Genomic DNA, 24171 nt, shown 5'->3' on the forward strand with positions numbered 1-24171 from the left:
TGGCTCAATTGATTGGCATACTGCTTATTGGGAGCATTTTGCTCATTGTGCTCACACCGTCCGGTGGAGCCGGGAACTGCCATTAATCACTGCCCGTCGAGGAGGACCATGCCGCGCCCCGCGCCCCGCACGCCCCTGCGGTTCTCGACGCAGACGCTGTTGCTCCAGCTGGGGGTGGTGCTGCTGGTGGTGCTGCTGAGCACCGCGGTGCACGCCTGGCTGACCTATGACCGGGTGGGCAGCGACGCGGAGAACCAGGCCCTGACGCTGGCCCGGACCGTGGCCTCGGACCCGTCGGTCCGCGCGGACGTGCTGGCCATCAGTGGCCAGGCGGGCACCCCGCCGCCGGCGGAGCTTGCCGCCGGTCCCCTGCAGGCCGCCGCGGAGGCCGTGCGGACCCGCACCGGTGCGCTCTTTGTGGTGATCACCGACGAAACCGGTCTGCGGCTGGCGCATCCGGACCCGGACCGGCTGGGCGAGGGTGTCAGCACCGATCCGTCCGAGGCCCTGGCCGGCCAGGAAATCACCACCCGTAACACGGGGACGCTGGGCCCGTCGGCGGGTGCAAAGGTCCCGGTCTACGCGCCGGACAGCAACACCGTGGTGGGTGAGGTCAGCGTGGGCTACTCCATGGAAACCGTGGGCCAGAGCGTGGCGCGCGACATCGGCCCGGTGGCCCTGACGGCGGCAGGCGCCCTCGGCGCCGGCGTGCTGGGCTCCTTCCTGCTGCGCCGCCGGTTGCAGCGGCTCACACTCGGCCTGGAACCGGAGGAGATCAGCACCCTGGTGCACGACCAGGTGGCGGTCCTGCAGGGAGTGGACGACGGCGTAATCGGCGTTTCCGCGGACGGCAGGATCAGTGTTTTCAACGCCGCCTCGCAGCGGCTTTTGGGATTGCCGGACCTCACCGGCACCCGGTGGGCGGACGCGCCGGTCCCGGCGCAGCTGGCCGCCCTCACCCGGCCGGGATACGCCGGCCCGGAAGCCGTGGAGGTGGTGGCCGGCGGCCAGGTCCTGGTGGCCAGCGCCCGCAAGGCCCTGCACCGGCGGGAAGATTTGGGCTGGGTGCTGATGCTCCGGGACCGGACGGAACTCCAGCAGCTCACCCGGCAGCTGGACGCCGTGGGCACCCTGTCCGATGCGCTGCGGGCGCAGCGCCACGAGTTCGCAAACCAGCTGCACACCCTCGCCGGGTTTATGGGCATCGGCCAGCACCAGCAGGCCCGCGAGTACCTGGCCGGGCTGGCTGCCACCGGGCCGTTGCGGTTCCCGGTGGACCAGGCTGAGCTCCTGCAGGACCCGTACCTGCAGGCGTTTGTGGGTGCCAAGGGGGTTGAGGCCGATGAACGGGGGGTGTCCCTCCGGATCGGCCCCGAGACCCTGGTCCGCGGACAGGTCTCCGAAGCCCAGGATGTAACAACGGTCCTGGGCAACCTGATCGACAACGCGGTAAACGCTGCCGTGGCAGGCTCCGCCGAAGACCGGTGGGTGGAGGTGGAGGTCCTCGACGAGCCCGGTGCCGGTGGCGGCACCCTCCATATCGTGGTGGCCGACTCCGGAAACGGGCTGGCCCCCGGGACCGGCCCGGAAGACGTGTTTGCGTCCGGTTTCACCACCGCGTCCGGGCCGGTCCGCGCGGGCGGCGGGCAGGGCTTCGGGCTGGCCCTGGCCCGGCAGCTGGCCCGGCGGCGCGGCGGCGACGTTACCCTGCTGGCCGCCGGGACCGACGGCGGGCCCGGCGCCGTGTTTATGGCCACACTCCCCGGCACCACCGCGGCGCGCGCCGCAGCCCCTGGACGCGCCGCAACCCCTGGAAAGGACAACGATGCCTGACGATTTCCGTGTGCTGATCGTGGACGACGACTTCCATGTGGCGAAACTCCACGCCGCCTACGTGGACTCGGTGGCGGGGTTCCTTGCCCTGGCGCCGGTGGGGACAGCATCCCTGGCGCTGCAGTCCATCCACAGCCTGCGCCCTGACCTGGTGCTCCTGGACGTCTACCTTCCGGATGCCTCCGGGCTGGACCTGCTCCAGCAGCTCGATGTGGACACCGTGATCCTCAGCGCCGCCTCCGATGCGGCATCCGTCCGGTTGGCCCTGCGCCGCGGCGCCCTGGGGTACCTGCTCAAGCCCTTTACCGCTGATGCGCTGTCGCAGCAGCTGCGCTCCTATGCCCGGTTCCGGCGCCTCCTGGCCCAGCCCGGGGCCCTGGACCAGGACGGGGTGGAGCGCGCAAAACGTGCGCTGATCCCGGGGGATGTCACGCCGTCGGCCAAGCCCCGCTCCGCCACCGAAGCGGCGGTGCTGGAATCGCTGCTCCCCGGAGAGCAGTACTCGGCGGCCGAGGTGGCGGGCCGGGTGGGAGTCTCCAGGGCCACGGCGCAGCGGTACCTGTCCTCACTGGCCGACGACGGCGCCGTGGACATCCAGCTCCGCTACGGCACCACGGGCCGGCCGGAGCACCGCTACGGCCTGCCCGCCGCGCCCTGACCGGGTCAGCAAGGCCTGGTCAGGCAGCCGGGTCAGCTGGCGCTTTTCTGCGCAACCAGTTCGATTTCCACCAGCATCTGCGGGTCCAGGAACGGCAGCACGTGCACCAGGGCCAGGGTGGGGCGGATCTCGCCGAAGACCTCGCCATGGGCCCGGCCGGCTTCTTCCCATTTGCTGATGTCCGTCAGGTACAACTTGGACTGGACCACGTCGGCCAGCGCGAAGCCTGCGTCCGCCAGGACCGTTTCGAGCTTCTGCAGGATGAATGCGGTCTGGGTGTAGAAGTCGGTACCCACAATGCCGTTCTCGCCGCTGGCAGCGGTGGCTGAGATGTAGAGCGTGTTGTCCACCTGGACGGCGCGGGAGTAGCCGAGGGTCTGTTCCCAGACGGAGCCGGTGCCGAAGGTTTTGCGCATGGGTGGGCCTTTCATAGCTGGATGAGTTCGGCACCACTTTAGGGCGGCTAAAGGTCCAGCCGGTAAACCAGCAGTTTTATGTCAGTTCCGGGAACCAGCCAGTCACGTTCGGGGACCCGATGGAAGCCGGTTTTGCGGTACAGGCCGTGGGCGCTTTCCCAGGTCAGGCCGGTAGTGAGGGCCACGGCCTCGATGCCTGGCAGGGACCGGCCGTGCTCGATGATGGCGGCCACCATCGCTTTGCCGGCACCGCTGCGCTGGACGTCGGGGTCCACCACCAGCATCCGGAATTCGAGTTCGCCGGGCCGGGCGATGTCCGCGAACGGTTCCCCTGCCACCGCCAGGGTGACGGACCCGACGATCCGGCCCTGCCGTTCGGCCACCCAGATCACGGCGTTCGCCGCCCGGTGCGCCACTTCCTGGATACGCTGCATGTACGGGTGCGTGCTGTCGTCGAAATAGCCGGCGGCCAGGTAGGAAGCGACGGTAATCCGGGCGATTTCGGAATAATCGGCGGGGACGGCGGGTCTGATCAGAATCTGCTGGTGCACCCATCAATGGTAGGGGTTAGTCCTGAAATCTGATTTCAGGAAGCTGAAGCCGGCGCAGACCTTTACCTGGACGGCCAGCTCCAGTGCGGCCCTTCCAGCGCGCCCCTCCCCCGGACCCGGGTTTCCCCGACGTCCTTCTCCAATTCGTGCTCCGTGACGTGCCCGCTTTCCCGCAACGCCGTGATGAGGGCAGTGGAGTGGGACACCACCAGCAGCTGCGACCGCTCAGCAGCCTGGCTGATGAGCCCGGCCAGGGCCGGCATCAGGTCACGGTGCAGGCTGGTTTCGGGTTCGTTCAGTACCATCAGTTCCGGCGGTTGCGGGGTGAGGAGCGCTGCGGTGAGCAGCAGGAACCGGAGGGTGCCGTCTGAAAGCTCCGGCGCCTTCAACGGCCGCAGCATCCCCTGCTGCCGCAGCTGGACACCGAACATCCCGTCGTTGATGCTGATCTCCAGCTTGCTGCCGGGGAAGGCCGCGTTGATCACTTTGTCCAGGAGGAAAGTGTCGCCGGTCTCCCGGATGGTCTGCAGCGCGGCCGGCAGGTCCGCGCCCGTGGGATCGAGGACCGGCGTCCGGGTACCCACCTGCACCTGCCGGGCGGGCGCAGCAGCGTCGGTCCGGAAGTGGTCGTAGAACCGCCAGGACCGGACCGTGTTGCGGACCTGCAGCACTTCCGGGGACCGCTCCGGGTCCGCGATCTCGGTCAGGACGCTCTGGTACGGCTGCAGGGTGATGTTTTCCGGTTGCCATTCCCCGGCGGTGCCCCGGACCCGGACGGCAGCGCCGCGGCGGTCCACCAGCCAGGACGCAGGCCGGGCCAGCGGGCCCGAGAACACCACCTCCCGTTTGATGTCCGGATCGTTGGCAAACAGGGACGCCTTGGGCTTCCGGCTCCGCTCATCCATCTCGCCGGCGACCGGGACAGGGATCCCCAAATCCACGAGGTAGCCGAAGTCGTCCCCCGAGAATCCCATTCTCAGGTTGATCGGGTTCCTGCGCAGGGTCCCCTGTACGGGCACCTCGCCGCGGCGCATGGCACCGCTGACGGTTTCCGGCCCCGCCCACAGCGTGGAGGCCAACCCGCCTTCACGCGCCAGCGACCCCACCACGTTGCCGCCGGCACCGCCTGCGCAGTCGGCGAGCAGCCGCAGCGCCCGGTACAGGGAGGACTTGCCGCTGCCGTTGGCGCCGGTGACCAGGTCCAGGCCGGTCAGGCCCAGGGACAGGTCCCGGATGGACCGGTAGTTGGCAATGGCGAGAGTCCGGATCATGGGCTCAGAGCGGGAATTTGCCGGCGAGTTCCAAGGTCCCGGCGCAGGTCCAGGCGGCAAGGCGGTCGGCGTCGTCCGGTCCGCCGTCCAGCGGGCTGGTCAGCCGGGGCCGCCGGACCCAGCAGCCCGCTTCCTCCGCCACCAGCGCACCGGCGGCGAAATCGTGCTCGTTGAGGCCGCGCTCGCCGTAGGCGTCATGGGTGCCATCGGCCACCAGGCACAGGTCCAGGGCGGCCGAGCCGAGGCGCCGGACGTCCGCGAAGCCCTCCATCAGCCCGCCCAGCAGTCCGGCCTGTTCGGCCCGGACGTCAGGGTCGTAGCTGAAGCCGGTGGCCAGGATCCGGCCGGTGCGCCCGTGCTGCGGGCCGGTCAGCCGGGTGCGGGTGCCACCGGCCTCGAGCCAGGCGCCCTGGCCGCGGGAGGCGTAGTACACCCTGCCCAGTGCGGGGGCGTCCACCACTCCGGCCAGCCACTGGCCGTTGGCGTCCGCCACGGCCACCGACGTCCCGTAGTACACAATGTTGCGGATGAAGTTGGTGGTGCCGTCCAGCGGGTCGATGGACCAGCGGTAGCCGGACGGGTCCTCGGGCCGGGTGGGCCCGTGTTCCTCCCCGGTGATGGCGTCATGGGGGCGGTGGGCCGCGATAACGTCCCTGACAGCGGTTTCGGCTGCCAGGTCGTAGGCGGTCACCCAGTCGCCGGCCTCGCCCTTGTTGTTTACGGCAGCGTCGGCAGCCAGGGCGGCATCGTTGCGGCCGGCCAGGACCTTGGCGCCGGCCGCGGCTGCCAGCCGGGCCACACCCAGCAGTTCGGCCAGCAGGTCCTCGGCTCGAGGGGATTCCGGTGCGGCGTTCATGCTGGAGCCCCTTCCTGGGCAGGTTCGCCCGCGGCAGGTTCGCCGTCAGCGGATTGTTCGTCAGGAACGGGTTGATCGTCAGGCGCAGGTTGCTCGTCAGGAGCAGGTGCCGGGCCGTTGGCCAGCAGTTCGCGGAAGCCGTCCTCGTCCAGGACGGGGATGCCCAGCTGCTCGGCCTTGTCCAGCTTGGTACCGGCACTTTCGCCGGCCACCAGGTAGCTGGTGTTTTTGGAGACGGACCCTGCGGCCTTGCCGCCGCGGATGAGGATTGCCTCTTTGGCTTCGTCGCGGCTGAAGTTTGGCAGCGAGCCGGTGACCACCACTGTCAGGCCCTCCAGGGTGCGGGGGGTTGATTCGTCGCGTTCGTCAGCCATCCGCACTCCGGAGGCGGCCCAGCGGTCCACGATCTCGCGGTGCCAGTCCTCGGCAAACCATTCCTTCAGCGCGGCGGCGATGGTGGGGCCCACGCCATCAACGCCGGCCAGTTCCTCTTCCGAGGCGGCACGGATGGCGTCCATGGTGCCGAACCAGGTGGCCAGGGCGCGGGAAGCCCGCGGACCCACGTGCCGGATGGACAGCGCCACCAGGACCCGCCACAGCGGCTGCGCCTTGGCTTTTTCCAGTTCGGCGAACAGTTTGGTGGTGGTGGCCGTGGGTTTGGAGGGCACTTTCGCGGTGCCCTTGGTGAAGAAGTACGGCACCAGTTCGAATTCACCCGTAGGAACGCCCTTGGCACGTTTTTCGCGCCGGATCCGGACCCCGGCGAGCACCTCGGGCGTGAGGTCGAACAACCCGGCCTCCGAGGTCAGCGGCGGGACGTCCGGTTCGGTGGGCTGGGTGAGGGCGATCGCCGCTTCCCAGCCCAGCGCCTCGATGTCGAACCCGCCGCGGCCGGCCAAGTGGAAGACCCGTTCCCGGAGCTGGGACGGGCAGGACTTCGCGTTGGGGCAGCGGATGTCCACGTCGGCTTCCTTGGCGGGTGCCAGCGGCGTCCCGCAGGAGGGGCATTCGGTGGGCATCACAAAGTCGCGGACCGGCGGGTCCTGCTGGTCCCGGAGCGCCAGGACCGGGCCCACAATTTCGGGGATAACGTCCCCGGCTTTGCGGAGCACCACGATGTCGCCGATCTTGACGCCCTTGGCTTTGACGACGTCCTGGTTGTGCAGGGTGGCCATCTCCACCGTGGAACCGGCCACCTTGACCGGTTCCATCAGGCCGAACGGGGTCACCCGGCCGGTTCGTCCCACGTTGACGGCAATGTCCAGCAGCTTGGTGTGCACTTCCTCCGGCGGGTATTTGTACGCCACCGCCCAGCGGGGCACGCGGGACGTGTAGCCCAGGGCACGCTGGGTGCCGAAGTCGTCCACCTTGATGACGATCCCATCGATCTCGTGCAGCAGTTTGTGCCGCTTTTCGCCGTAACCCTTGATGAAGGCCAGGACGTCCTTGACGCTGCCCAGGACCTCGAAGTACGGGCTGACCGGCAACCCCCAGCCCTCGAGGAGCTTGTAGGTTTCGGACTGGGTGGTGGACTGGAGCCCTTCACGGGCGCCGATGCCGTGCACAAACATCTTCAGGGGCCGCTTGGCGGTTTCCGCGGGATCCTTTTGGCGCAGCGACCCGGCGGCGGCGTTGCGCGGGTTGGCCAGCGGGGCCTTGCCTGCCTCGATCAGGGCTTCGTTGAAGTCGGCAAAGGCCTTGGAGGGGATAAAGACCTCGCCCCGGATCTCCACTTCACCAGGGAACCCGGTGCCGGAAAGTTCCCGCGGGATTTCCTTGATGGTCAGGACGTTGTGGGTGATGTCCTCCCCCGTGAACCCGTCGCCGCGGGTGGCGGCGCGCACCAGCTTGCCGTCCCGGTAGAGCAGGTTGACGGCCAGGCCGTCGATCTTGAGTTCGGTGAGCCACGCAACCGGTGGTGCCGAGTCGCCGAGCTTGCCGACGCCGGCCACGGCCTTGGCCAGCCAGGCCTCGAGTTCCTCGAGGGAAAAGACGTCCTCCAGGCTGTACATGCGCTGCAGGTGCTCCACGGCGGCGAAGGCGGCCGAGACTTCGCCGCCCACTTCCTGGGTGGGCGAATCGTTGGCCACGAGCTCGGGATGCAGGGCCTCGATTTCCTCCAGCCGGCGGAAGAGCGTATCAAATTCCGCGTCGGAGACCAGGGGTTCGTCCTCCTGGTAATAGGAGAACCGGTATTTCCGGACCAGGTCCGCCAGCTTCTCGTATTCGTCCCTGATGGTTCCTGCGGGAACCTCGGCGGGCTCGTCGGGGGTGCCGGTCCGGGTGGCGGCGTCTTCTGCGGGGCCTGGAACTGTGCTCACAGAACTATCTTGCCCTATGCGGCCGACACTGCCCGGGCCGCGCCGGGACCGTGGCCCGGCCGGGTCAGTGGGCCCGGAGCCGGCCCCGGCCCCACCAGGCAAAGGCGGCGCCGGCGAGTCCCAGCAGGAGCAGCCCGGCCACGAGCGGCAGGTTGGGGCCCGCGCCACCGGCTCCGTCCAGGGAGGTGACGGATGCGACGCGCGTTGGCGTCGCGGACCTGGTGATGGGCTTGTTCCAGTTGGACTCCACTGAAGGAGCGGCCGACGTCGGGCTGGCCGTGGGTGCCTCAGCCGCCGTCTCCACGGCTGCTTCGGCGGTGGCCTCGACGGCGGGCACCGGAACGTCAGTGGTGGGCTGCTCAATCGGCGCCGCGGGAACGGCCGGAGCTGCCGGCGCGGTGGACGGTGCCGCCGGGGGTGCCGTCGGCGCGGGCTCGAAGGAGGGCCCCCGCGGCTTGTCCGTCTTGACGGGCGCCGGCGCGGCGGGCACGGAGGGCGTTGCAACGGCCGTGGTGGCCGGCGCCGTGGGTGTGGGCGAGTCGGCCAGCGCCGTGCCGCCGGCCAGGAAACCGGCGGACACGGCCAGTACGGCGGCCGCCACAAGGGTGCGGGGTGCCGGGGAAGAGAAGGTCATTGCTGCCTTTCGATGCGCGCGGTCCCCCGGCCACGGCGTTCTGGAGTCGAGGGGTAGTCTGCTACACCGCGGGGAAGGGCCGCAAATCCGCAGCGGCTGCGGCCCTTCCCCCTCGTTGCCTGCCGGCCGGGCTCAGTCGCGGTTTTCCGGCGGCAGCGCCACCTGGATCTTGCGGGCCTTGCCGCGGCCCACCACAAACCCGCGGCCGGGGATGAACCCGTCACCCACCCGGCCCAGGGAGGTGTTCAGGAGGCTGTCACCCTCGATGTCGCCCGGGTTCAGGAGCAGGCCGCGCCGGCCCGACTTGAACGGCTGGGCGAGCTGCCAGGCCGCGGACCAGGTGGACGATTCGGACTCGCCTACCACCCACTGGTCGGCCTTGATGGCGGCCGTCACCAGCTGCGCAACGCCGGACTCGGCGATGCTGTCCGTGAATTCGGTGAGGCCCTCGATGAAGATGGCCAGCTTGCCCGGGTTCGCGCTGGAGTGTTCCGTCAGGTCCTCCACCATGTCGGCCACGTCGTCCGGGCCCACCACTGAGCGGTTCCAGACGGGCAGCGCCGCCACGGCGGAGCGCCGGGAGCCCAGGTAGAGAATTTCGATCTCCGGGTTGGCTCGGCGGAGGGCGTAGGCAAGGGTCACCAGCGCAACGGTGCGGCCCGAGCCCGGCGGCCCTGCCACCAGCAGCGACCCCTTGGCCGTGATCCCGGCAGGCTGCAGGGTTTCGTCGTCCACGCCGATCACGGGGACCTCCGCGTCGCCGGCGGGCAGCACGTCAAGGTCCACCTGCTCGGGCAGCTGTTCGATGCCGGGTGCCGCGGCCAGGCCCTGGCGGAGCATGGCGGCGCTGAGCTTGTGCACTTCGCGTGCCTGGACCGCCAGGTTGGAGTTTCCGCCCAGCACGGCCAGCTGGACTTCCAGCCCGTCCAGGAGTCCGCGCCCGGGCGGGGACGCGGCGCTGAGGACATCCCGCGGCACGTCCATGGACAGGTAGTCGTCCTCTGAGGACAGGCGCAGCACCAGCCGGCGCTGGATGGAGGCCAGCAGCGACGGCGGGACGGCGCTGGGCCGGTCGCCGGAGACCACCAGGTGGATGCCCAGGGTGCGCCCGTCGGTTGCGAGCTGCAGGAAAATGTCCCACAGCGACGAGAGGCGGCTGTGTTCGTAGGATTCACGGAACGCCGACATGCCGTCCACCAGAACAAAGATCCGCTTCTCGTCCGGCCGGTTCGCGAGTTTCCGGTACTCCACGATGGTGGACGCGCGGACCTCGGCGAAGCGGGCGGAGCGCTGGTCCGCGACGTCGCGGAGCATCCGCAGCAGCCTGCCCACACGCTCCACATCGTCCCCGTTGAGGATTTCGCCAACGTGGGGCAGCTCCTCGAGCATCCGCAGCCCAGAGGAGCCGCAGTCGATGCCGTAGACGTGGACCGGACCGCCGCGGGGGGTGACGGCTGCGGCGATGGCGATGCCGCGCAGTGCCGCCGATTTACCGGACCCACCGGTGCCGTAGATGGCCATGTTGCCGTCCCGGTCCGGTTCGTAGAACACCGTGGGCTGATCCTGGCGGGACGGGTGGTCGGCCACGCCGAGGAGCAACTGCTCATCCGTCCGGGGGTTGGGCAGGAGGGAGAAGTCGTAAGTCTGGGCCAGTTCGTCCAGCCATGGCTTCCGGGGCGGGGCGATGGCCAGCGAATCGGCGGCCCGGACTATGTTGGCAGTCATCCTGGAGATGTCGTTGGGCCCGGCCGGTTCCTGCCGTTCGGGTTTCTCCGGCGCCGGCGCTTCCCAGCTGGTCCCCGACCCGAAGGCCATTTCCACAATGTCGATCTGCGGCCGCTGCGGCTTCCCGGTGGTCCAGCCGCCGGCGTAGCCGGTCTGGAAACCCTGGATCCGCCCGGGACCGGTCTTTGCGGCGCCGCGGCCCGGGATGGCGGGGTCGAAGTAGGCCGCGTCGGGGACACCCAGGATGTCGGCGGCGTCGTCCTCATCCGCCATGCGCAGGGCCACACGGAGGTTGGTGTTGGCCCGCAGGCTGTCCTTGATCACACCGGCGGGGCGCTGGGTGGCCAGGATGAGGTGCAGGCCCAGGGACCGGCCACGGGCGGCCACGTCCACCACCCCGTCCACAAACTCCGGCACCTCGCTGGCGAGCGCCGCGAATTCGTCCACGATGATGACCAGATAGGGCGGGGCCTCCGGATCGGCCTCCCGCTGCATGGCCAGCAGGTCCTTTGCCTTTTTCCGGTTGAACAGCTGCTCGCGGTGGTGGAGCTCGGCCCGCAGCGAGGTCAGGGCCCGGCGGACCAGGTGCGGGGACAGGTCGGTGACCAGCCCCACCGTGTGCGGAAGGTTGATGCAGTCGGCAAATGCGGCGCCGCCCTTGTAGTCAACAAACAGGAAACTGACCCGGTCGGGGCTGTAGGCGGCGGCCATGCCCATCACCCAGGACTGCAGGAACTCGGACTTGCCGGCGCCGGTGGTGCCGCCCACCAGGGCGTGCGGGCCCTCGTTCTTCAGGTCCAGGTAGAGGGGTTCAACACCCTTGGAGCCCACCAGGGCCCGGAGGGTGCCGTTGTCCTTGCGGTTGGCTACGGCGCTGGCGTGCACCGAGTTGTTTTCGGTCCACCGGTCTGCCACGGCCTGCGGGCTGTCCAGGAAGTCCTTGCCGATCAGGGTGGCGTAGGAAACGGCGCGGGGCAGGTCGGAGTCGTCGGTGACGGGCTTTCCCACGTCCACGACGGGCGAGAGCATACGGGCCAGCTGGCCGGCCAGCTCCGCGTCCACGCTCTCGCAGCTCACGGGGTAGGTGTGCCGGCCCAGCCGGACCTGGCCGGTGGTGGTGCCGTGGTCGCCGTCCACCACCATAAAGTCGCGGCAGGCAGCAGGCAGGGCCTGGATGTCCGTGGCAACCCACATCACGTGGACGCCGGCGTCCGGTCCGCGTTCGGCCAGCCGGGTCAGGCGGCCGCGGTCCACGGGCGCGTCGTCCTCAACAATCACCAGCACGGCAGGCAGTACCGGCGCGGGGACTTCCAGCTTGGCCGGGTCCACCTCGGGGCGCAGCTCCGGTCCGCTGCGCTTGGCGGCGGCTTCCCGGGCTTCGACGAGGTCCTCGAGCCGCGCCAGGAGGGAGGCGCCGCCGGCTGAGCCCGCGGCCAGGTGGTCCCCGGCGAGGGGGCTGTGGCCTGAGCCCACGTGGGGAAGCCACTGCAGCCAGTTCCAGCGTTCCCGGGACTGCGCAGAGGTGATGGCGGTGAGGACCACTTCGGCCGGTGAGTGCAGGCCCACCAGCTGGAGGACCATGCCGCGGGCAACGTCGTCTACCAGCCCGCGCGGACCGGCGACGCCCAGGGCGCCGGACGTGCGGAACTGGGACACCACCGGCACGCCTTCGATCACCCGGAACTGCCGGAGGCTGTCCTGGATTTCGCGGGCGTACTGCGCTTCGGTGTCGTTGTTGTTGGGTTCTTCCAGCACCAGGCGCGACGGTGCGCTGCCCAGCCCGAACCTCAGGCCCAGGAACCAGGCGTGCTCCGGCCGGTGGGTCCACAGCAGCGGACCGAGTTTGTAGATGGCGTCCACGGTGTCGCTGACCGAGGGGGCTTCCTGCAGCCGGACGGCCCGTTCCACCTTCTGGAGTTCGGTGACGTCTTCCCGGAACGCGGCCATGGCTTCCCGGAAATGCTTGAGCCCTTCCTTCTGCTGCTTCCGGCCGCGCATCTTCTGGTCCACGTAGTGGCCCACGATGAACAAGGGCATCATCAGCATAAACAGCACCGACAGCGGGTTCCGGGTGACAGCGAAGATCACCGCGCCCATCATCAGCGGCGCGATCAGCATGATGTACGGGAACGGGTTGTCCTCAGGCCGTTTGGGCCCGGCGGGCAGGACGCGTTTGGGTTCCTCGAACCGCGGCACCACGCGCGGGGACCGGTTGAAGTCCACCAGGGGCGACGTCGGTACTGCCGCCTGGATGCGCCCCAGCGGCACCACCGTAAGGGTGGTATCCCCCAGGGTGACGGTGTCCGAGGAGTTCAGGGTGGCGCGGGTGACGGCCAGGCCGTCCATGAGCAGGCCGTTGGCGGAGTTGGTGTCCACAATCTCCACGCTTTCCCCCACGGTGATGCGGGCGTGGCGTTTGGAGGTCATGGGGTCGGTGAGGCGGACGTCCACGTCCCGGTCCCGGCCCACGTAGCTGGTGCCGGTGGGCAGCGAAAATTCGCGGCCGACGTCGGGCCCGGAAAGGACACGGAGCGTGGCGGCGGCGGGTCCGCGGCCCGCGCCGGGGACCTGGAACTGGGTGCTGACCTGCGCCAGGGACACCACCGAACCCGGCCGCAGGCCTGATTCGAGCAGGTTGTCGCTGCGGGTCAGGACATTCCCGGTCATGCCGGCGCCCACAAACGCCTCGTCGATCCGCAGGGAAAGGTTCTCCGGCGCAGGGGTTCCCTTCCTGTCGGGGTCGGCCGCCCAGAGCACAGCGGCGATGTCAGCCACCGTGGCCAGGCCGTCCACGGTGACGGCCAGGTCCTTTGTTTCCGCGGGGTCGCGGCGCAGTGTCAGCCGGATCCTCATCCTTCGTCCACTCCCCTCATCTTTTCGAGCAGGTGCAGGTCATCGGCGGTGACCAGGTGCGAGGTCACGGCGTGTTCCACGAGGCGGGCGCGCCGGTTGGTGGCCAGTTTCCCGCCGCCGCCGCGCAGGCCCACCACACCCACGCGGTCCAGCTTGTCGCAGACGTTGTCGAGTTTGCGGTTGAACCGGGTCAGGGCCCAGCCCAGGGTTTTCGCTGCCGCCGCCGAGGACGGGATGGCGCTGAAGCCGGTCCCTTCGCGGCGGAGCATGGGCTCGGCCAGGGCCACGATCAGGGCTTTCTGCGAATCCGTGAAGACCACCGGGCCGATCGTGGTGTCGCCGTTGCTGTCGTCTTCCCGGGCTTCCTGCCGGAAGGAAGGGGTTTTCAGGTGCACAGCAAACTCGTAGGTGGTGGGTCCGGCAGTGAAAATGATGTTGGTGTGGCTGAACACCAGCGGGATCCGGGCGCCCGGCGCCAGCCAGGCCTGCATGCCGCCGGAGCCGTCGGCCACGGTGGCGGAAAGCATGCTGCCCACGTTGCTGAGCCACCAGATGCCGTCGTACCGGGCCACTTGCAGGAACTGCCGGTGCAGGTACGGATTGTCGTCCACTTCCAGGTCGCCTTCACGGCCGATGTTAAAGACGTCCTCGTCTGATGGTTCGTACCATTCCCCGCAGAAATCTATTGCCAGATCCCCCATGTCCTGTGCCTCCTTCAGGGCCAAACTTCGTGGTGTTGCCGGTGCCGTGTCATGGACTGTGCGTCAGGGCCCCGTGCAGGCGATGGAGGGTGCCTCCATCGGTGAAAACGCCCCGTCGGTGCGGACGATCATGACCTGGACGCAGGTCTGTCCGGAGGGGTTTGGCGTGACCTTGACGGGGGGCGCCTTGATGGACTGGAACTCCCCGCCCCCGCCACCGATGGTGTACACCTTCCACTTGTAGGTGTCCCCCGGTTTGGGTTGCGGGTTCTCCCACGTGAAGCTGGCCTGGCCGCCGGCCAGTGTTCCGGCGAGCTTTTCGACGTCGGGAACGGTGCCGTTGTCCAGGGCATCGGCGGGTGGCTTATTGGGTTCCTGGCTGGCCACGGTTTTGGGCGTCTCGGCGGCGGCGTTGGCCATGACCACGCCCACCACGACGGCGGCGGCCAGCAGCGTTCCGCCTGCGACAGCCAGCCAGACGTTGCGTTTGCCGCGTTCCGGGGCCGGCGCGGGCTCCTGCGGCGCGGTGGCCGCAGGCCGCTGGACGGTGGCGTCTTCAGGTTCCGGACCGGTACCGGCAGCAGGCGCTGCGGGCCGCAGCACCGTGGATTCGTTGTCGTCGGCTGCGCCGGCCGCAGCGGTTCCTGCGGGGTCCGCACGGAAGAGGTGCGCAGGAACCTGCGGCGCCTGGTTGGCTGCCGCTGTTGCCGCGGCGGCGGGGTGCCAGGGCGCGGCGGGTCCCGGCGTAATGCCCGACGGCGGCGCGGCGGGGGCAGGGGCGGCAGGACCGGTGAAGGCGGCCGGGTTGGCGGTGGTGGGCCGGGTGCGGGCAGGGAAGGTGGGGGCACTTCCGGTGCGTTCGGGGTCGATGCTGGCGATGCTCCGGACCCGGGTTTCCTCCACGCCGTCGTCCGGGTGGTCCTCGTCCTGGTGTGCTTCTTCCAGGACCTCGAAGGGGGTGACGGAGAGGTTGAGTTCGGCTTGGATGCGCTGCAGGGCCAGGGCGAAGGCGTGCGCCGAGGAGTAGCGCGACTGGGGAAGTTTCGCCATGGCGGTGGCAAGGGCCAGTTCCAGGGATTCCGGCACGTCGGCCCGGCCCAGGCGTGGCAGCGCCATGCTGGAGATCCGGCTGATCAGTTCCCGCTGGGAGTTGTCCGCGCCGGGCATCACAAAGGGCGACCGGCCGGCCAGCAGCGTATACAGCGTGGCGCCCAGGGCCCACACGTCCACCATAACGCCGTCCACGCCGCCATCCGCGAACTGCTCGGGCGGCGACCACGGAATGGACATGCCGGCGTCGTCATCCGAATCGTCCGCGAGGGTGCCGGAGATGCCGAAGTCCGTCAGGGCAGGCCGGTTGTAGTCAGTCACCAGGATGTTGGCGGGTTTGATGTCGCGGTGGGCGATGCCGGCCCGGTGGGCCGTTTCGACGGCGGACGCCACCTGGATGCCAACGGCCAGGACCTCGTCCACGCTGAAGCGCTGCCGCCGGTACCGCACGTCGAGGCTGGGCCGGGAGCAGTACTCCATGGCCAGGTAGGAGTGGCCGGCCTCGGTGACCTCGGCCTCGTAGATGGTGACGATGTAGGGGTGCGAGGACAGCTGGGCCATCAGGTTGGCCTCGGACTCGAACCGCCGGCGGGCGCCTTCGGTCTTCAGGTCGGAGAGCAGCACCTTGACGGCCACCTTGCGGCGGGGCCGGTCCTGTTCGTACAGGTAAACGTCGGAGAACCCGCCGGAGCCCAGCAGGCTGACGTAGGTGAAGCCCGGGATGAGGGGCGGCGGCGCCACAGGCCGTTTGGAACTCAAGGAATCTCCTCAAAACGCAGCGAGATGTTATCGCCCAGTTCGGCGATGTCACCGTCAAGGAGGATGGCCATCTCGTTCTGGGCGAGGCGGCGGGGCGGCTGGCCTTCCCGGACCAGGACGGTGCCGTTGGTGGCTTTCAGGTCACAGAGCATCACGTGCCAGCCCTCCAGCCGGACCTCCACATGGGACCGGGAAATGTCGCCACCCGGACTGGCCACCTGCACCAGCCGGGGCATCACGCCGCCCTGTATCCGGGACACGGAAGGCTGCCGGCCGATCACCAGGGACTGGTCAAGGTCCACCAGTTCGCCGGTGGACACGCGCATCCGGCCCAGCCGGGGGCGGGCCACCTGGACGGCGTCCGGCAGCAGCGCGGCGCCGCACTCCGAGCACTGGGCGCTGGTGGGCGGATTGGCGTGGCTTTGGGCGCAGACCCGGGCCAGGACCACAGGGCCTGCCGCCGGATCCGTCCCGGCACCCGGCGCCGGAGCCGGCGCGGACCGGCCCTGCACGCTGCTTTTCATCACCGTCTGGCCGTCGTGGTCGCCGTCAGGATCGCCGCTGATGGGGTCAGCGGCGCCGGGCTGGTTGAAGGTGCCGGGCTGGTTGAAGGTGCCGGCCTGGTCCGGGGTAGCGGGCTGTTCCGCCGCAGGTTGAATGGCGGCAGGGGCGGGCTGGTGCGCCGGGACCTGGTCCGGGGCAGGGGCAGAGCCGGTTCCCGCGGTGCGCCACGGCACCGAGTCGATCAGCAGACTGGCCGGCTTGGCAGCAGGAACGGGAGCCGCAGCGGGCGCCGCGACGGGCACAGGCAGCGGGTCCTTCTCTTCCGCTTCGGCCGCCGGCGGCACAACGGGCTCTGCCTGGTTCTCTTCGGCGTCCGGGTCCTCCCGGACCGCGGCGTCCTCGATGCTCCGCATGACGGTCCGCTCCCACAGGTGGTCGTAGGAGCCGGTGGGTTCGCTTTCCACGGCCACGGCAGTAGGAGCGGCAGGTGGCGTTGCGCCGCTGGAGGCGTCGCCGGGGGCATCATGGCCGGAAGCAGGCTCGCCGGGGGCGTCGCCTAAGACATGCCCGCCGGGGGCTTCGTCGCCGGCGGCATCGTCCGGAAGGTCATCGTCAGGGATGCCGTAGACCGTCTCACCGGAGGCACCATGCTCCGGCAGGATGGTCAGCGCCGAGGCTTCAAGCTCGGCTGCTTCGGACTCTGCTGTTTCGGACTTTGCCGTTTCGAGGTCGGCCAGGTCAGGAGCAGCCGTTTCGGGGTCAGCCAGTTCAGGAGCAGCGGTTCCAGGCTCAGCCGTTCGTGGCTCGACCGCTTCAGATTCAGCTGTTCCGGGCTCCCCTGCCTGACGATTGGCTCCGACAGGGGTTTCCGTTTCGGGGATTTCTGTTTGGCGGCTCTCCGCGCCCGGTTCAAGGGCATCGGCCCGGCCCGCAGCCGGCGCCTGCTCCGCTGCGTCTTTGGCGTCACGGGCGTCGCGGTCCGCTGCACCTGTTTCCGGATCCGGTCGTGCGGCGCGTTCAACGGCGATCGCAACACCCCCGATCGCGGCACCGACAGCCTGGCCCGCCGCAATGGCGGGGGTCCCGGCGTCGAGGGTCAATGCAAGCGACTGCAGCAGGACCACGCCTTCGTGCAGGGGCAGGTCGGGCAGCTCCGGGCCGGCCCCGTCAGGGATGGCAAGCCGGCACTTGACGGCGGCGTCGAACCGTCGTTCATTCCAGGTGGTCACGTCCAGGCCGTCCACCTCGACCGTCCCGGCGGGCAGCTCCACAGTGAGGTCCAGGCCGCCGCGGAGGAACACGCGCAGCGGGCCGGTGAAATCCAGGATGCCGAAGGCGGGGATCTGCGCCAGTGAACCGCCGGAGCTGCTGGTGACAGCGTGCAGCACCTCATGGACCTGCGGCTGGCCTGACAGGAGGTTCCACAGGGTGCCGGCCAGTGCCGGCGGCGAGTCCGGGCCCAGCAGGACGGCGGTACGCGAGCGGACAACAGCCACCCAGGTGCCGGGCCGGTAACTAGCGGCGGTCATCGTGGCCCTCTCCGTTGCCAGCGGCCCCGTCAGGAGCCTGCTGCGGGATGGGCTGCGTGGTTGCCTGCCGGGTGGCCTGCGAGCGCGGCAGCGTATCCTGCTCCTCAGTGTCGGGGTTGTGGCGGGGTGCGGTGGTAGCGGCGCCGGCGTCGTTCAGGACGTTGCGGGCGTCCACCACGATAACCGTGATGTTGTCGCGGCCGCCGCCGCGCAGTGCCGCCTGGATGAGGGCATCCGCGGTGTCCTGCGGAGTCCCCCCGGAGCTGAGGACGCGCAGGATCTGCGGGTCCGTCAGTTCGGCGTTAAGCCCGTCGGAGCAGACAAGGACACGGTCGCCCTCCTCCACGGGGAGCAGCCAGAAGTCAGCTTCGGTTTCGTCGCCGGTGCCCAGGGCACGGGTCACCACGTGCCGGCGCGGATGGACGGTGGCCTGTTGCGCGGTGATCTGGCCGGCGTCCACCAGTTCCTGGACTTCGGAGTGGTCCACGCTGATCTGCTCGAACTGTCCCTGGCTGAGCCGGTAGGTGCGGGAATCCCCGATATTCATGACCAGCCAATACGGCATGCCCATCTGTTCCACCACCACCGCCCCGGTGAGGGTGGTCCCGGCGCGGGCGCCGGTGGCTTCGCGGATGGAAGTGTCCGCACGGACCAGGTACTGCTGCAGGACCGCTGCGGTGACGGTGCGTTCGCCGGTGGCAAGCTGCGGGATGGCGGCGAGGGCCCGGACGCACATGCCGCTGGCAATCTCGCCGGCCTCATGGCCACCCATTCCGTCCGCTACGGCAAAGACGGGGTCCGAGGCGATGTAGGAGTCCTCGTTCAGCTCCCTGCGGAGCCCCCGGTCCGTGCCATGGCCACAGTCCAGGCTGAGGCCCGGCCGGAGGGAGGAAACGCTGGCGGGCTGTTCGTTCATGCTTGTCCTAGGTAAAAGGTCCGGTCACCGAAGTGGATGCCGGATCCGGGTGTAACGAACGTGGGAACGCCGGGCGCCAAGGGTGTGCGCCGGCCGTCCGGTGCGGTCACGGCGCTGCCGTTGGTGGAGTTCCGGTCCGTCACCCAGACACCTGCACCGTCGGTCAGGAGGTGCAGGTGGGTTTTGGAAATGGAGCGGCCGGGATCGTCCACGGCCAGCAGCTGTGCATGCTGTTCGCCGGCCGAACCTACCGGGTTGCGTCCCACAAGGACGTTCCGGTCCAGCTGGAAGTCCCGGCCGTCGTCGAGCCGGACCCGCAGGACCGCCGCGGGTGCGGGGGCTGCGGTACCGGCGGCCGCGGCGCCGTGCCGGATTTGGGTGCGTTCGACGTCGTCGTCCGGGTGGCCCTGGAAGCCGCTCCCGGCTGGGCCGTGGCTGCCCGCCGGGGCTGCGGCGGCGTGGGGGCCGGCCGGCGCGAAGGGTGCCGGCTGGACGGGCGCAGCAGGCTGGCTGGCTGCGGGCTGGATAGGCGCAGCAGGCTGGCTGGCTGCGGGCTGCGCAGGCCGGCTGGCTGCCGGCTGGGCCAGCGGAGGCTGCGGCTGGGCCGTGGGTGCGGCCGGCGCCTGGACAACGGCTCCGCTGGCAGGCCGGACACCGGCTACGGGTGACTGGACCTGCTGGACGGGCGGCAGGTCAAGAGGAGCGAAGCTGTACGGGCCCTGGATCCCGCCGCTGGTAATGGGGTTCCGGCCCGCCTTGACGTCGAACACCAGGGTCTTGGCAGCCGCGTCATGCCAGCCACGCACCCCGCCGTTTTTGTCCCACCTGTTGGAGATAACCACCAGGACGGCCCACACGGCGGCCAGCAGCTGCAGCGGCCCAAGGATCAGCAGCGCAGCATCAAACCATTTGAAGACCACCACCAGGACGGCGGCGATCAGGACCAGCACGGCTCCTGCCCCGGTGATGATGCTTCGCAGGAACACCGGGCCGGCGCCTGGCGCATACCCGTCATTGTCGGCGCTGCGGATTCCCAGCAACAGATTGCCCGGCGTTTTTCCGGTGCGGGCTTCCAGGCCCAGGAGGACAAAAAGGTACACCAGCGCCAGCCCGGTTCCGATGCCGCCGAACAGCACCACCGATCCGGTGTCGTAGGTGATGAACCCGCCGCTGCGGGTCCGGGTCACGCCGGCGAAGCCGATGCTGAACAGCACGGCCGGCACAACGAGGGGGAAGAGCCAGTCCGTCACGGCAGCACCGAGCCGCTTGCCCGCCGTGGCCGGTACAAGCTGAAGGTTTACTGCCATCCGGGTTCCTCCCCCTGGAACGTTGCTGGTTGTGGCGCCGGGCAGGTTTCTGCCCGGTTGCCCGGGGCCGGGACGTGCCATGCCGCCGGCGTGGGCCGGGAGCCTTTCCACTACCGGGATAGTACCGGGAATCCCTGGCCCATGCGCCGCGGACGGACCCTGCGGGACATCAGCACCGGCGGCCTGGCCGTACTCCTGGTTACGGGTGCTGCGTGCTGCCCGGTTGGGCAGCGGCGCCCCGCAGGCCGTGCAGAACGCAGCGCCGGTGCGCTGCAGCTGCTGGCAGCGGGGGCACCGCACGGCTTCAGCCGTCACTGCGCCACCGGTCCCTGTGGCTGGGGTTCGATGCCGGCTCCGGGCTGTTGGGCGTCCGGTGACGGCGGCTGGTTTCGGGCTGCAGGTTCGCCGCCTGCGGGTTTGCCGCCTGAAGGCGTCCCGCCGGCCGGTGCCGGCTGTTTCCGGCCCCGGCCGCCCAGTGCAGTCCGCGCGTCGGCCAGGAGGGAGCGCGGCGAGAACCTGGCCTGCTGCCGGCGCCAGAAACCCACTGTTGAGGTGATCTCCTTCAACGATCCGTCCACAATGCTCCAGTACTCCCGGACGTCCTCCTCGCTGGGTTCGCCCGCACCGAAGATGGACGCATCGGCGCGCCGGGCCAGCATGGTGGTGGTGCTGCCGCTGGCGGGGAACGCGTCCGCCAGGACGGCGGCGCTTTCCCGCCGCGTGGACTTGGTGTCGACGGCGGCACCCATGTCGGTGGCCAGGCTCATCACCTCACTCCATCCGCCGCCCACCCGCTGCGCGGGGTGACCGGCCCTGAAACGCGACTTCCGGCGTCGTGATTTCAACAGGGCGATCAGCAGCAGCGGGAGTGCCAGGACGGCAATCGGGATGGCGGCGATGCCCAGCGCACCGAGCAGCGCACCCCAGAACAGCCACGGGTTGTCCTTTTTCTCGTCCGCGTCGAGCGCGTCCGGGGAGGAATCCGGGGGCAGGTCCGCGGGCTCCTGCGGCGGGGGCGGTGGCTGCAGCACCTGCGGCTTGGGCTTGGACTTGTTCTCCGGGTCCGGCGGGATGGGGACGTTGTCCTTGGGCGGGGTGGGGTCGAAGCTGACCCAGCCCACGCGTTCAAACGCCACTTCAACCCAGGCGTGCGCGTTTTTGCCGGTGATCTTCACTTCGCCGGCACCGTTTTCCGGGCTGGTGGGATCCGGGTAGAAGCCCATCACCACCCGGGACGGGATCCCCAGGTGCCGCAGCATCAGGGACATGGCCACTGCGTACTGCTCGTCGTCGCCCAGCATCTGCTTGGCGGTCAGCAGGGTCCGGATCCTCGCGGCGCCGTGCCCCGAAACGCTGGGCAGCTGGCCCTCGCTGACCAGCCCGTTGCTGAACGCACCCGTCTTCTGGAAGTGCGCCTCGATCTGGCGGACCCGGTCGATCGCGGTGGGTGCATCGGCGGACAGGTCGTTGGCCTGCGAGCCCACCACGGGCGGGACCTCCAGGACGTCGGGAAGCGAAAGCCGGGCAAAGTCGTACTGGGTCAACTGGCCGTGCTCCAGCTTCACGGGTTCCGAGACCTGCACCCGGTAGGAATCGCCGCGGGAGAGTTGGTTGGTGGTCACGGCGGTATCGGTGCCGGCGTTGAAATAGAGCCCGGAGGCCGCGGCGGAGGCATTCTGGTCAAAACTCAGGCCGGTGGTTTTCCGGCCGCCGGGGACAAAAAAGCCCTGGTAGTCCTCGACGCTGATGTTGATGGCGTAGTCGTTGGTGGGCACCACGCCGCCGGAATCGGCGAGGGTATTGATGGACTCGGTATCCCCCACCTTGCTGAAGTTGCCGGACCCGTTGGGGTCCATGGTGTAGTTGGTGCCGTTGAAGGAGTCCAGGGCACCCAACCGGACGCGGCCGTCGCGGGGCAGGCCCTTGACCACAAACAGGGTGTCGTCCTTCTTGTCCTTCACATAGGTGCGGAAGCTGGCCAGGGGCGTGATGTAGTCCTTGGGGTCAAACGGCGGGACTACGACGTTCCGGAGGACCCGGCGCTCGTCGTTGGCGGTGACCAGCGGCGCGGCAAGGGTGGTGACGCCCACGCTGACGGCGATGACGCCGGCGGCCATCCCCAGCCGGCGGAGCTGCGCACGGCGGGCGGTCCCGGCGTCGGTCTGCGGGTTGTTCACTGCCACCTTGCGGGTGCTGTTCCGCCGGAGCGCGTCGCGGCGGAACGTGGCCCAGGCGATGCCCAGGACCGTGAGGCCGATGCCGCGCTCCAATGTGAGGAAGGCGGCGTTGGTGCTGAACGCGATCCCGGTGACAAACAGCACCAGGACAGGCAGCAGCGGGAAGTACGGGCTGCGGGTCCGCCAGGTCAGGATGCCCGCCACCAGCGCGGTGATGAGGGAGCTGAGGAACGGGACGATCAGCACGCCGCCGCCGGTGCCCACCGGCACGCCCACCGTAAGCATGTCTTTCCAGGCAAACACAACTCCGGGCAGCAGGATCCGGAGCGAGTCCAGGGTGGGGACAAAACCGGCGATCGCGGAGTCCGGGACGGCGAAAAGGGTACCAAACACCAGATAGGCGCCCAGGGCGAGGGCCGTGGTGATCAGCAGCCCCAGCCGCAGGTGCGCGTTCAGGGCCGCGATGGCCAGGCCCAGGACAATGCCGCCGAAACCGGAGACCAGGTAGTAGGCGTCGCCGCCGAAGCTCAGGCCGAAGCCCAGCAGGCCCAGTCCCAGCAGGACGGCCAAAGCGCCGGCGTCGAGCAGGAAATGCCAGGCCGGCTGGCCGGTGGCGAAACCGGATTCCGGCCCGTTGGTTGCCCTGCGGCTCCGGGCGCGCTCCTGCGGGATGGTGCGGGCGGCTTTCCTGTTGGTGGGGGGGCGTTGGCCCGGTGCGGTGCTCATGCTGCCGCCTTTCTCAACACGATGGCCAGGTCGGACAGGTCGCCCAGGGTCAGGACCGTCAGTTCGGCGATATTGGCGCGGGTGGGTGCGGCGCCGGCTTCGATCCTGACGGCCAGGCTCCGGACGCCGGGCGGCACGGAGGCGGCCGCTTGCCGGAGCTGGCCGGCGGTGACGTTGCTGCCCACCACAAAAAACACCACGGAGGCGTTGGGTACGGTGTCCGCCAGGGTCCTGGCCAGGTCGACGGCGGTGCGCCGCATCGGTGTCCCGACGATCCGGGTCATGTCATCGAGCATGTTGCGGCCGGTTTCGCAGCGCAGCGGCCCCTTCTGCGTCAGGACATCGAGCTCGCGCTGTTCCCGGATGGCCTGCCGGCCAATGGATGCAGCCGCCGAGATGGCCATCTCGAATTCGGCCTCGCCGGCGTATTCGTCGGTGTTGATGGAGAGCGAGATGGCCAGGTGCGCCCGGCGAGTCTCCTCGAACTGGCGGACCATCAGCTTGTTGGTCCGGGCCGTGGTCTTCCAGTGGATGTGCCGGCGGTCATCCCCCGGCACGTAGTCCCGCAGGGCGTGGAAGGAAACGTCTGCGCTGGAAAGGTCGGTGGTGGGCATGCCCTCCAGGTCGCGGATGAACCCTGCGGCGGAGCCTGCCAGGGCCACGGTCCGCGGATGGACAAAGAGGTCCTCCGGCGCGGTCCACAGGACCTGGCGGCGCAGCAGGTGCAGCGGATCGGCCCGGACGGACCGGACCGGGCCCACCACAATCACGGCGCGTCTGGCGGTGGGAATGGTGAAGAGGTCCTCGTGGACCTGCTGCGGCTTCATGCGGGGCAGATGGAACACGGCCGTCGCGCTGCCGACGGGCAGTTCCAGTGCCGCCGGCAGGAGCGGGCGGGTGGACGTGTTGGACACGGCGATGCTGCCCACGGCGCTGTCGCCCACGGCTACCCGGGTGCGGGCCAGGTCCAGCACAACACCATAGGAGGAGCGGCCCAGGATGAAGGCCACTGCCACCACAAAGAGGACAAACGCGGCGATGGCTGCTGCTTTGGCTTCCTGCCAGCCGAACGCCTGCCCGGTCCACCAAAGGAGCACCGCGGCGGCCAGCACGGACCACCCCAGAACGCTCACCACGGACAGCACCGGCCAGGGGTACTTCAGCCACAGTTGCCGGACGGTGCGCCAGGCCGGGGCAAGGACCAGCCCTGCGGTGTTGGTGGCTTCCGCCCAGACGGCGGAAGGATGCAGGGCGGTGGGGCGGCCGTTCCGCAGGAAGGGCCGCTTCAGGCGCTCCGCGAGCCTGGTCACCGGGGTACCGCTGGACATATGTGTGCCTTCGTTTGGTGCGCTGGTTGAAAATGGTGCCGGGGGTACGACGGCGG

Annotated in this window: 16 protein-coding genes; 2 read left to right on the forward strand and 14 right to left on the reverse strand. The window is 69.5% G+C overall.

The window, feature by feature from the left end:
• Positions 1-108: 108 nt before the first annotated feature.
• Together ASF72_RS11645 and ASF72_RS11650 are read left to right on the forward strand one after the other, a co-directional pair.
• Complete coding sequence (locus ASF72_RS11645) at positions 109-1833, forward strand: sensor histidine kinase (protein ID WP_200933646.1); 1725 nt, start codon at positions 109-111, stop codon at positions 1831-1833.
• The gene (locus ASF72_RS11650; RefSeq protein ID WP_056599030.1) at positions 1826-2491 is read left to right on the forward strand and encodes a response regulator; all 666 of its coding nucleotides are present in this window, start codon (positions 1826-1828) and stop codon (positions 2489-2491) included. Before ASF72_RS11645 ends, ASF72_RS11650 begins: the two co-directional genes overlap by 8 nt.
• A 32-nt stretch (positions 2492-2523) precedes the next feature.
• Here ASF72_RS11650 and ASF72_RS11655 read toward each other — a convergent pair whose 3' ends face one another.
• From ASF72_RS11655 to ASF72_RS11720, 14 genes are all read right to left on the reverse strand, one after another.
• Positions 2524-2907 (reverse strand): RidA family protein, encoded by a 384-nt coding sequence (locus tag ASF72_RS11655; protein WP_056599033.1) that lies wholly within the window; start codon positions 2905-2907, stop codon positions 2524-2526.
• A 47-nt stretch (positions 2908-2954) separates the two neighbouring features.
• Positions 2955-3458, reverse strand: coding sequence for a GNAT family N-acetyltransferase (locus ASF72_RS11660; protein WP_056599036.1), 504 nt, complete (start codon positions 3456-3458; stop codon positions 2955-2957).
• A gap of 62 nt (positions 3459-3520) precedes the next feature.
• Positions 3521-4729, reverse strand: coding sequence for an AAA family ATPase (locus tag ASF72_RS11665; protein WP_056599038.1), 1209 nt, complete (start codon positions 4727-4729; stop codon positions 3521-3523).
• Positions 4730-4733: 4 nt separating this feature from the next.
• Complete coding sequence (locus tag ASF72_RS11670) at positions 4734-5585, reverse strand: inositol monophosphatase family protein (protein WP_056599040.1); 852 nt, start codon at positions 5583-5585, stop codon at positions 4734-4736.
• Complete coding sequence (ligA, locus tag ASF72_RS11675) at positions 5582-7906, reverse strand: NAD-dependent DNA ligase LigA (RefSeq protein WP_056599042.1); 2325 nt, start codon at positions 7904-7906, stop codon at positions 5582-5584. The genes ASF72_RS11670 and ligA overlap by 4 nt, the downstream gene beginning before the upstream one ends.
• Before the next feature lie 64 nt (positions 7907-7970).
• Positions 7971-8540 carry a hypothetical protein gene (locus tag ASF72_RS11680; RefSeq protein WP_050685416.1) on the reverse strand — a complete coding sequence of 190 codons (570 nt, stop codon included), beginning with the start codon at positions 8538-8540 and terminating at the stop codon, positions 7971-7973.
• A gap of 132 nt (positions 8541-8672) precedes the next feature.
• Positions 8673-13118, reverse strand: coding sequence for an FtsK/SpoIIIE domain-containing protein (locus ASF72_RS11685; protein WP_050685415.1), 4446 nt, complete (start codon positions 13116-13118; stop codon positions 8673-8675).
• Positions 13115-13819, reverse strand: a complete 705-nt coding sequence (locus ASF72_RS11690; protein WP_050685414.1) for a hypothetical protein — start codon at positions 13817-13819, stop codon at positions 13115-13117. Before ASF72_RS11690 ends, ASF72_RS11685 begins: the two co-directional genes overlap by 4 nt.
• Positions 13820-13882: 63 nt before the next feature.
• Positions 13883-15628, reverse strand: a complete 1746-nt coding sequence (locus ASF72_RS11695) for a serine/threonine-protein kinase (protein ID WP_050685413.1) — start codon at positions 15626-15628, stop codon at positions 13883-13885.
• Complete coding sequence (locus tag ASF72_RS11700) at positions 15625-17661, reverse strand: FHA domain-containing protein (protein WP_056599047.1); 2037 nt, start codon at positions 17659-17661, stop codon at positions 15625-15627. The genes ASF72_RS11695 and ASF72_RS11700 overlap by 4 nt, the downstream gene beginning before the upstream one ends.
• Positions 17648-18577, reverse strand: coding sequence for a PP2C family protein-serine/threonine phosphatase (locus tag ASF72_RS11705; protein ID WP_056599050.1), 930 nt, complete (start codon positions 18575-18577; stop codon positions 17648-17650). Before ASF72_RS11705 ends, ASF72_RS11700 begins: the two co-directional genes overlap by 14 nt.
• On the reverse strand, positions 18574-19884 hold the full coding sequence (locus ASF72_RS11710) for an RDD family protein (RefSeq protein WP_056599073.1): 1311 nt from the start codon (positions 19882-19884) through the stop codon (positions 18574-18576). Before ASF72_RS11710 ends, ASF72_RS11705 begins: the two co-directional genes overlap by 4 nt.
• A 311-nt stretch (positions 19885-20195) precedes the next feature.
• Positions 20196-22787, reverse strand: coding sequence for a transglutaminase family protein (locus ASF72_RS11715; protein ID WP_056599053.1), 2592 nt, complete (start codon positions 22785-22787; stop codon positions 20196-20198).
• On the reverse strand, positions 22784-24115 hold the full coding sequence (locus tag ASF72_RS11720; protein ID WP_056599055.1) for a DUF58 domain-containing protein: 1332 nt from the start codon (positions 24113-24115) through the stop codon (positions 22784-22786). Before ASF72_RS11720 ends, ASF72_RS11715 begins: the two co-directional genes overlap by 4 nt.
• Positions 24116-24171 lie beyond the last annotated feature (56 nt).

The sequence above is a fragment of the Arthrobacter sp. Leaf141 genome, assembly GCF_001424565.1.
Lineage (GTDB): Bacteria > Actinomycetota > Actinomycetes > Actinomycetales > Micrococcaceae > Arthrobacter.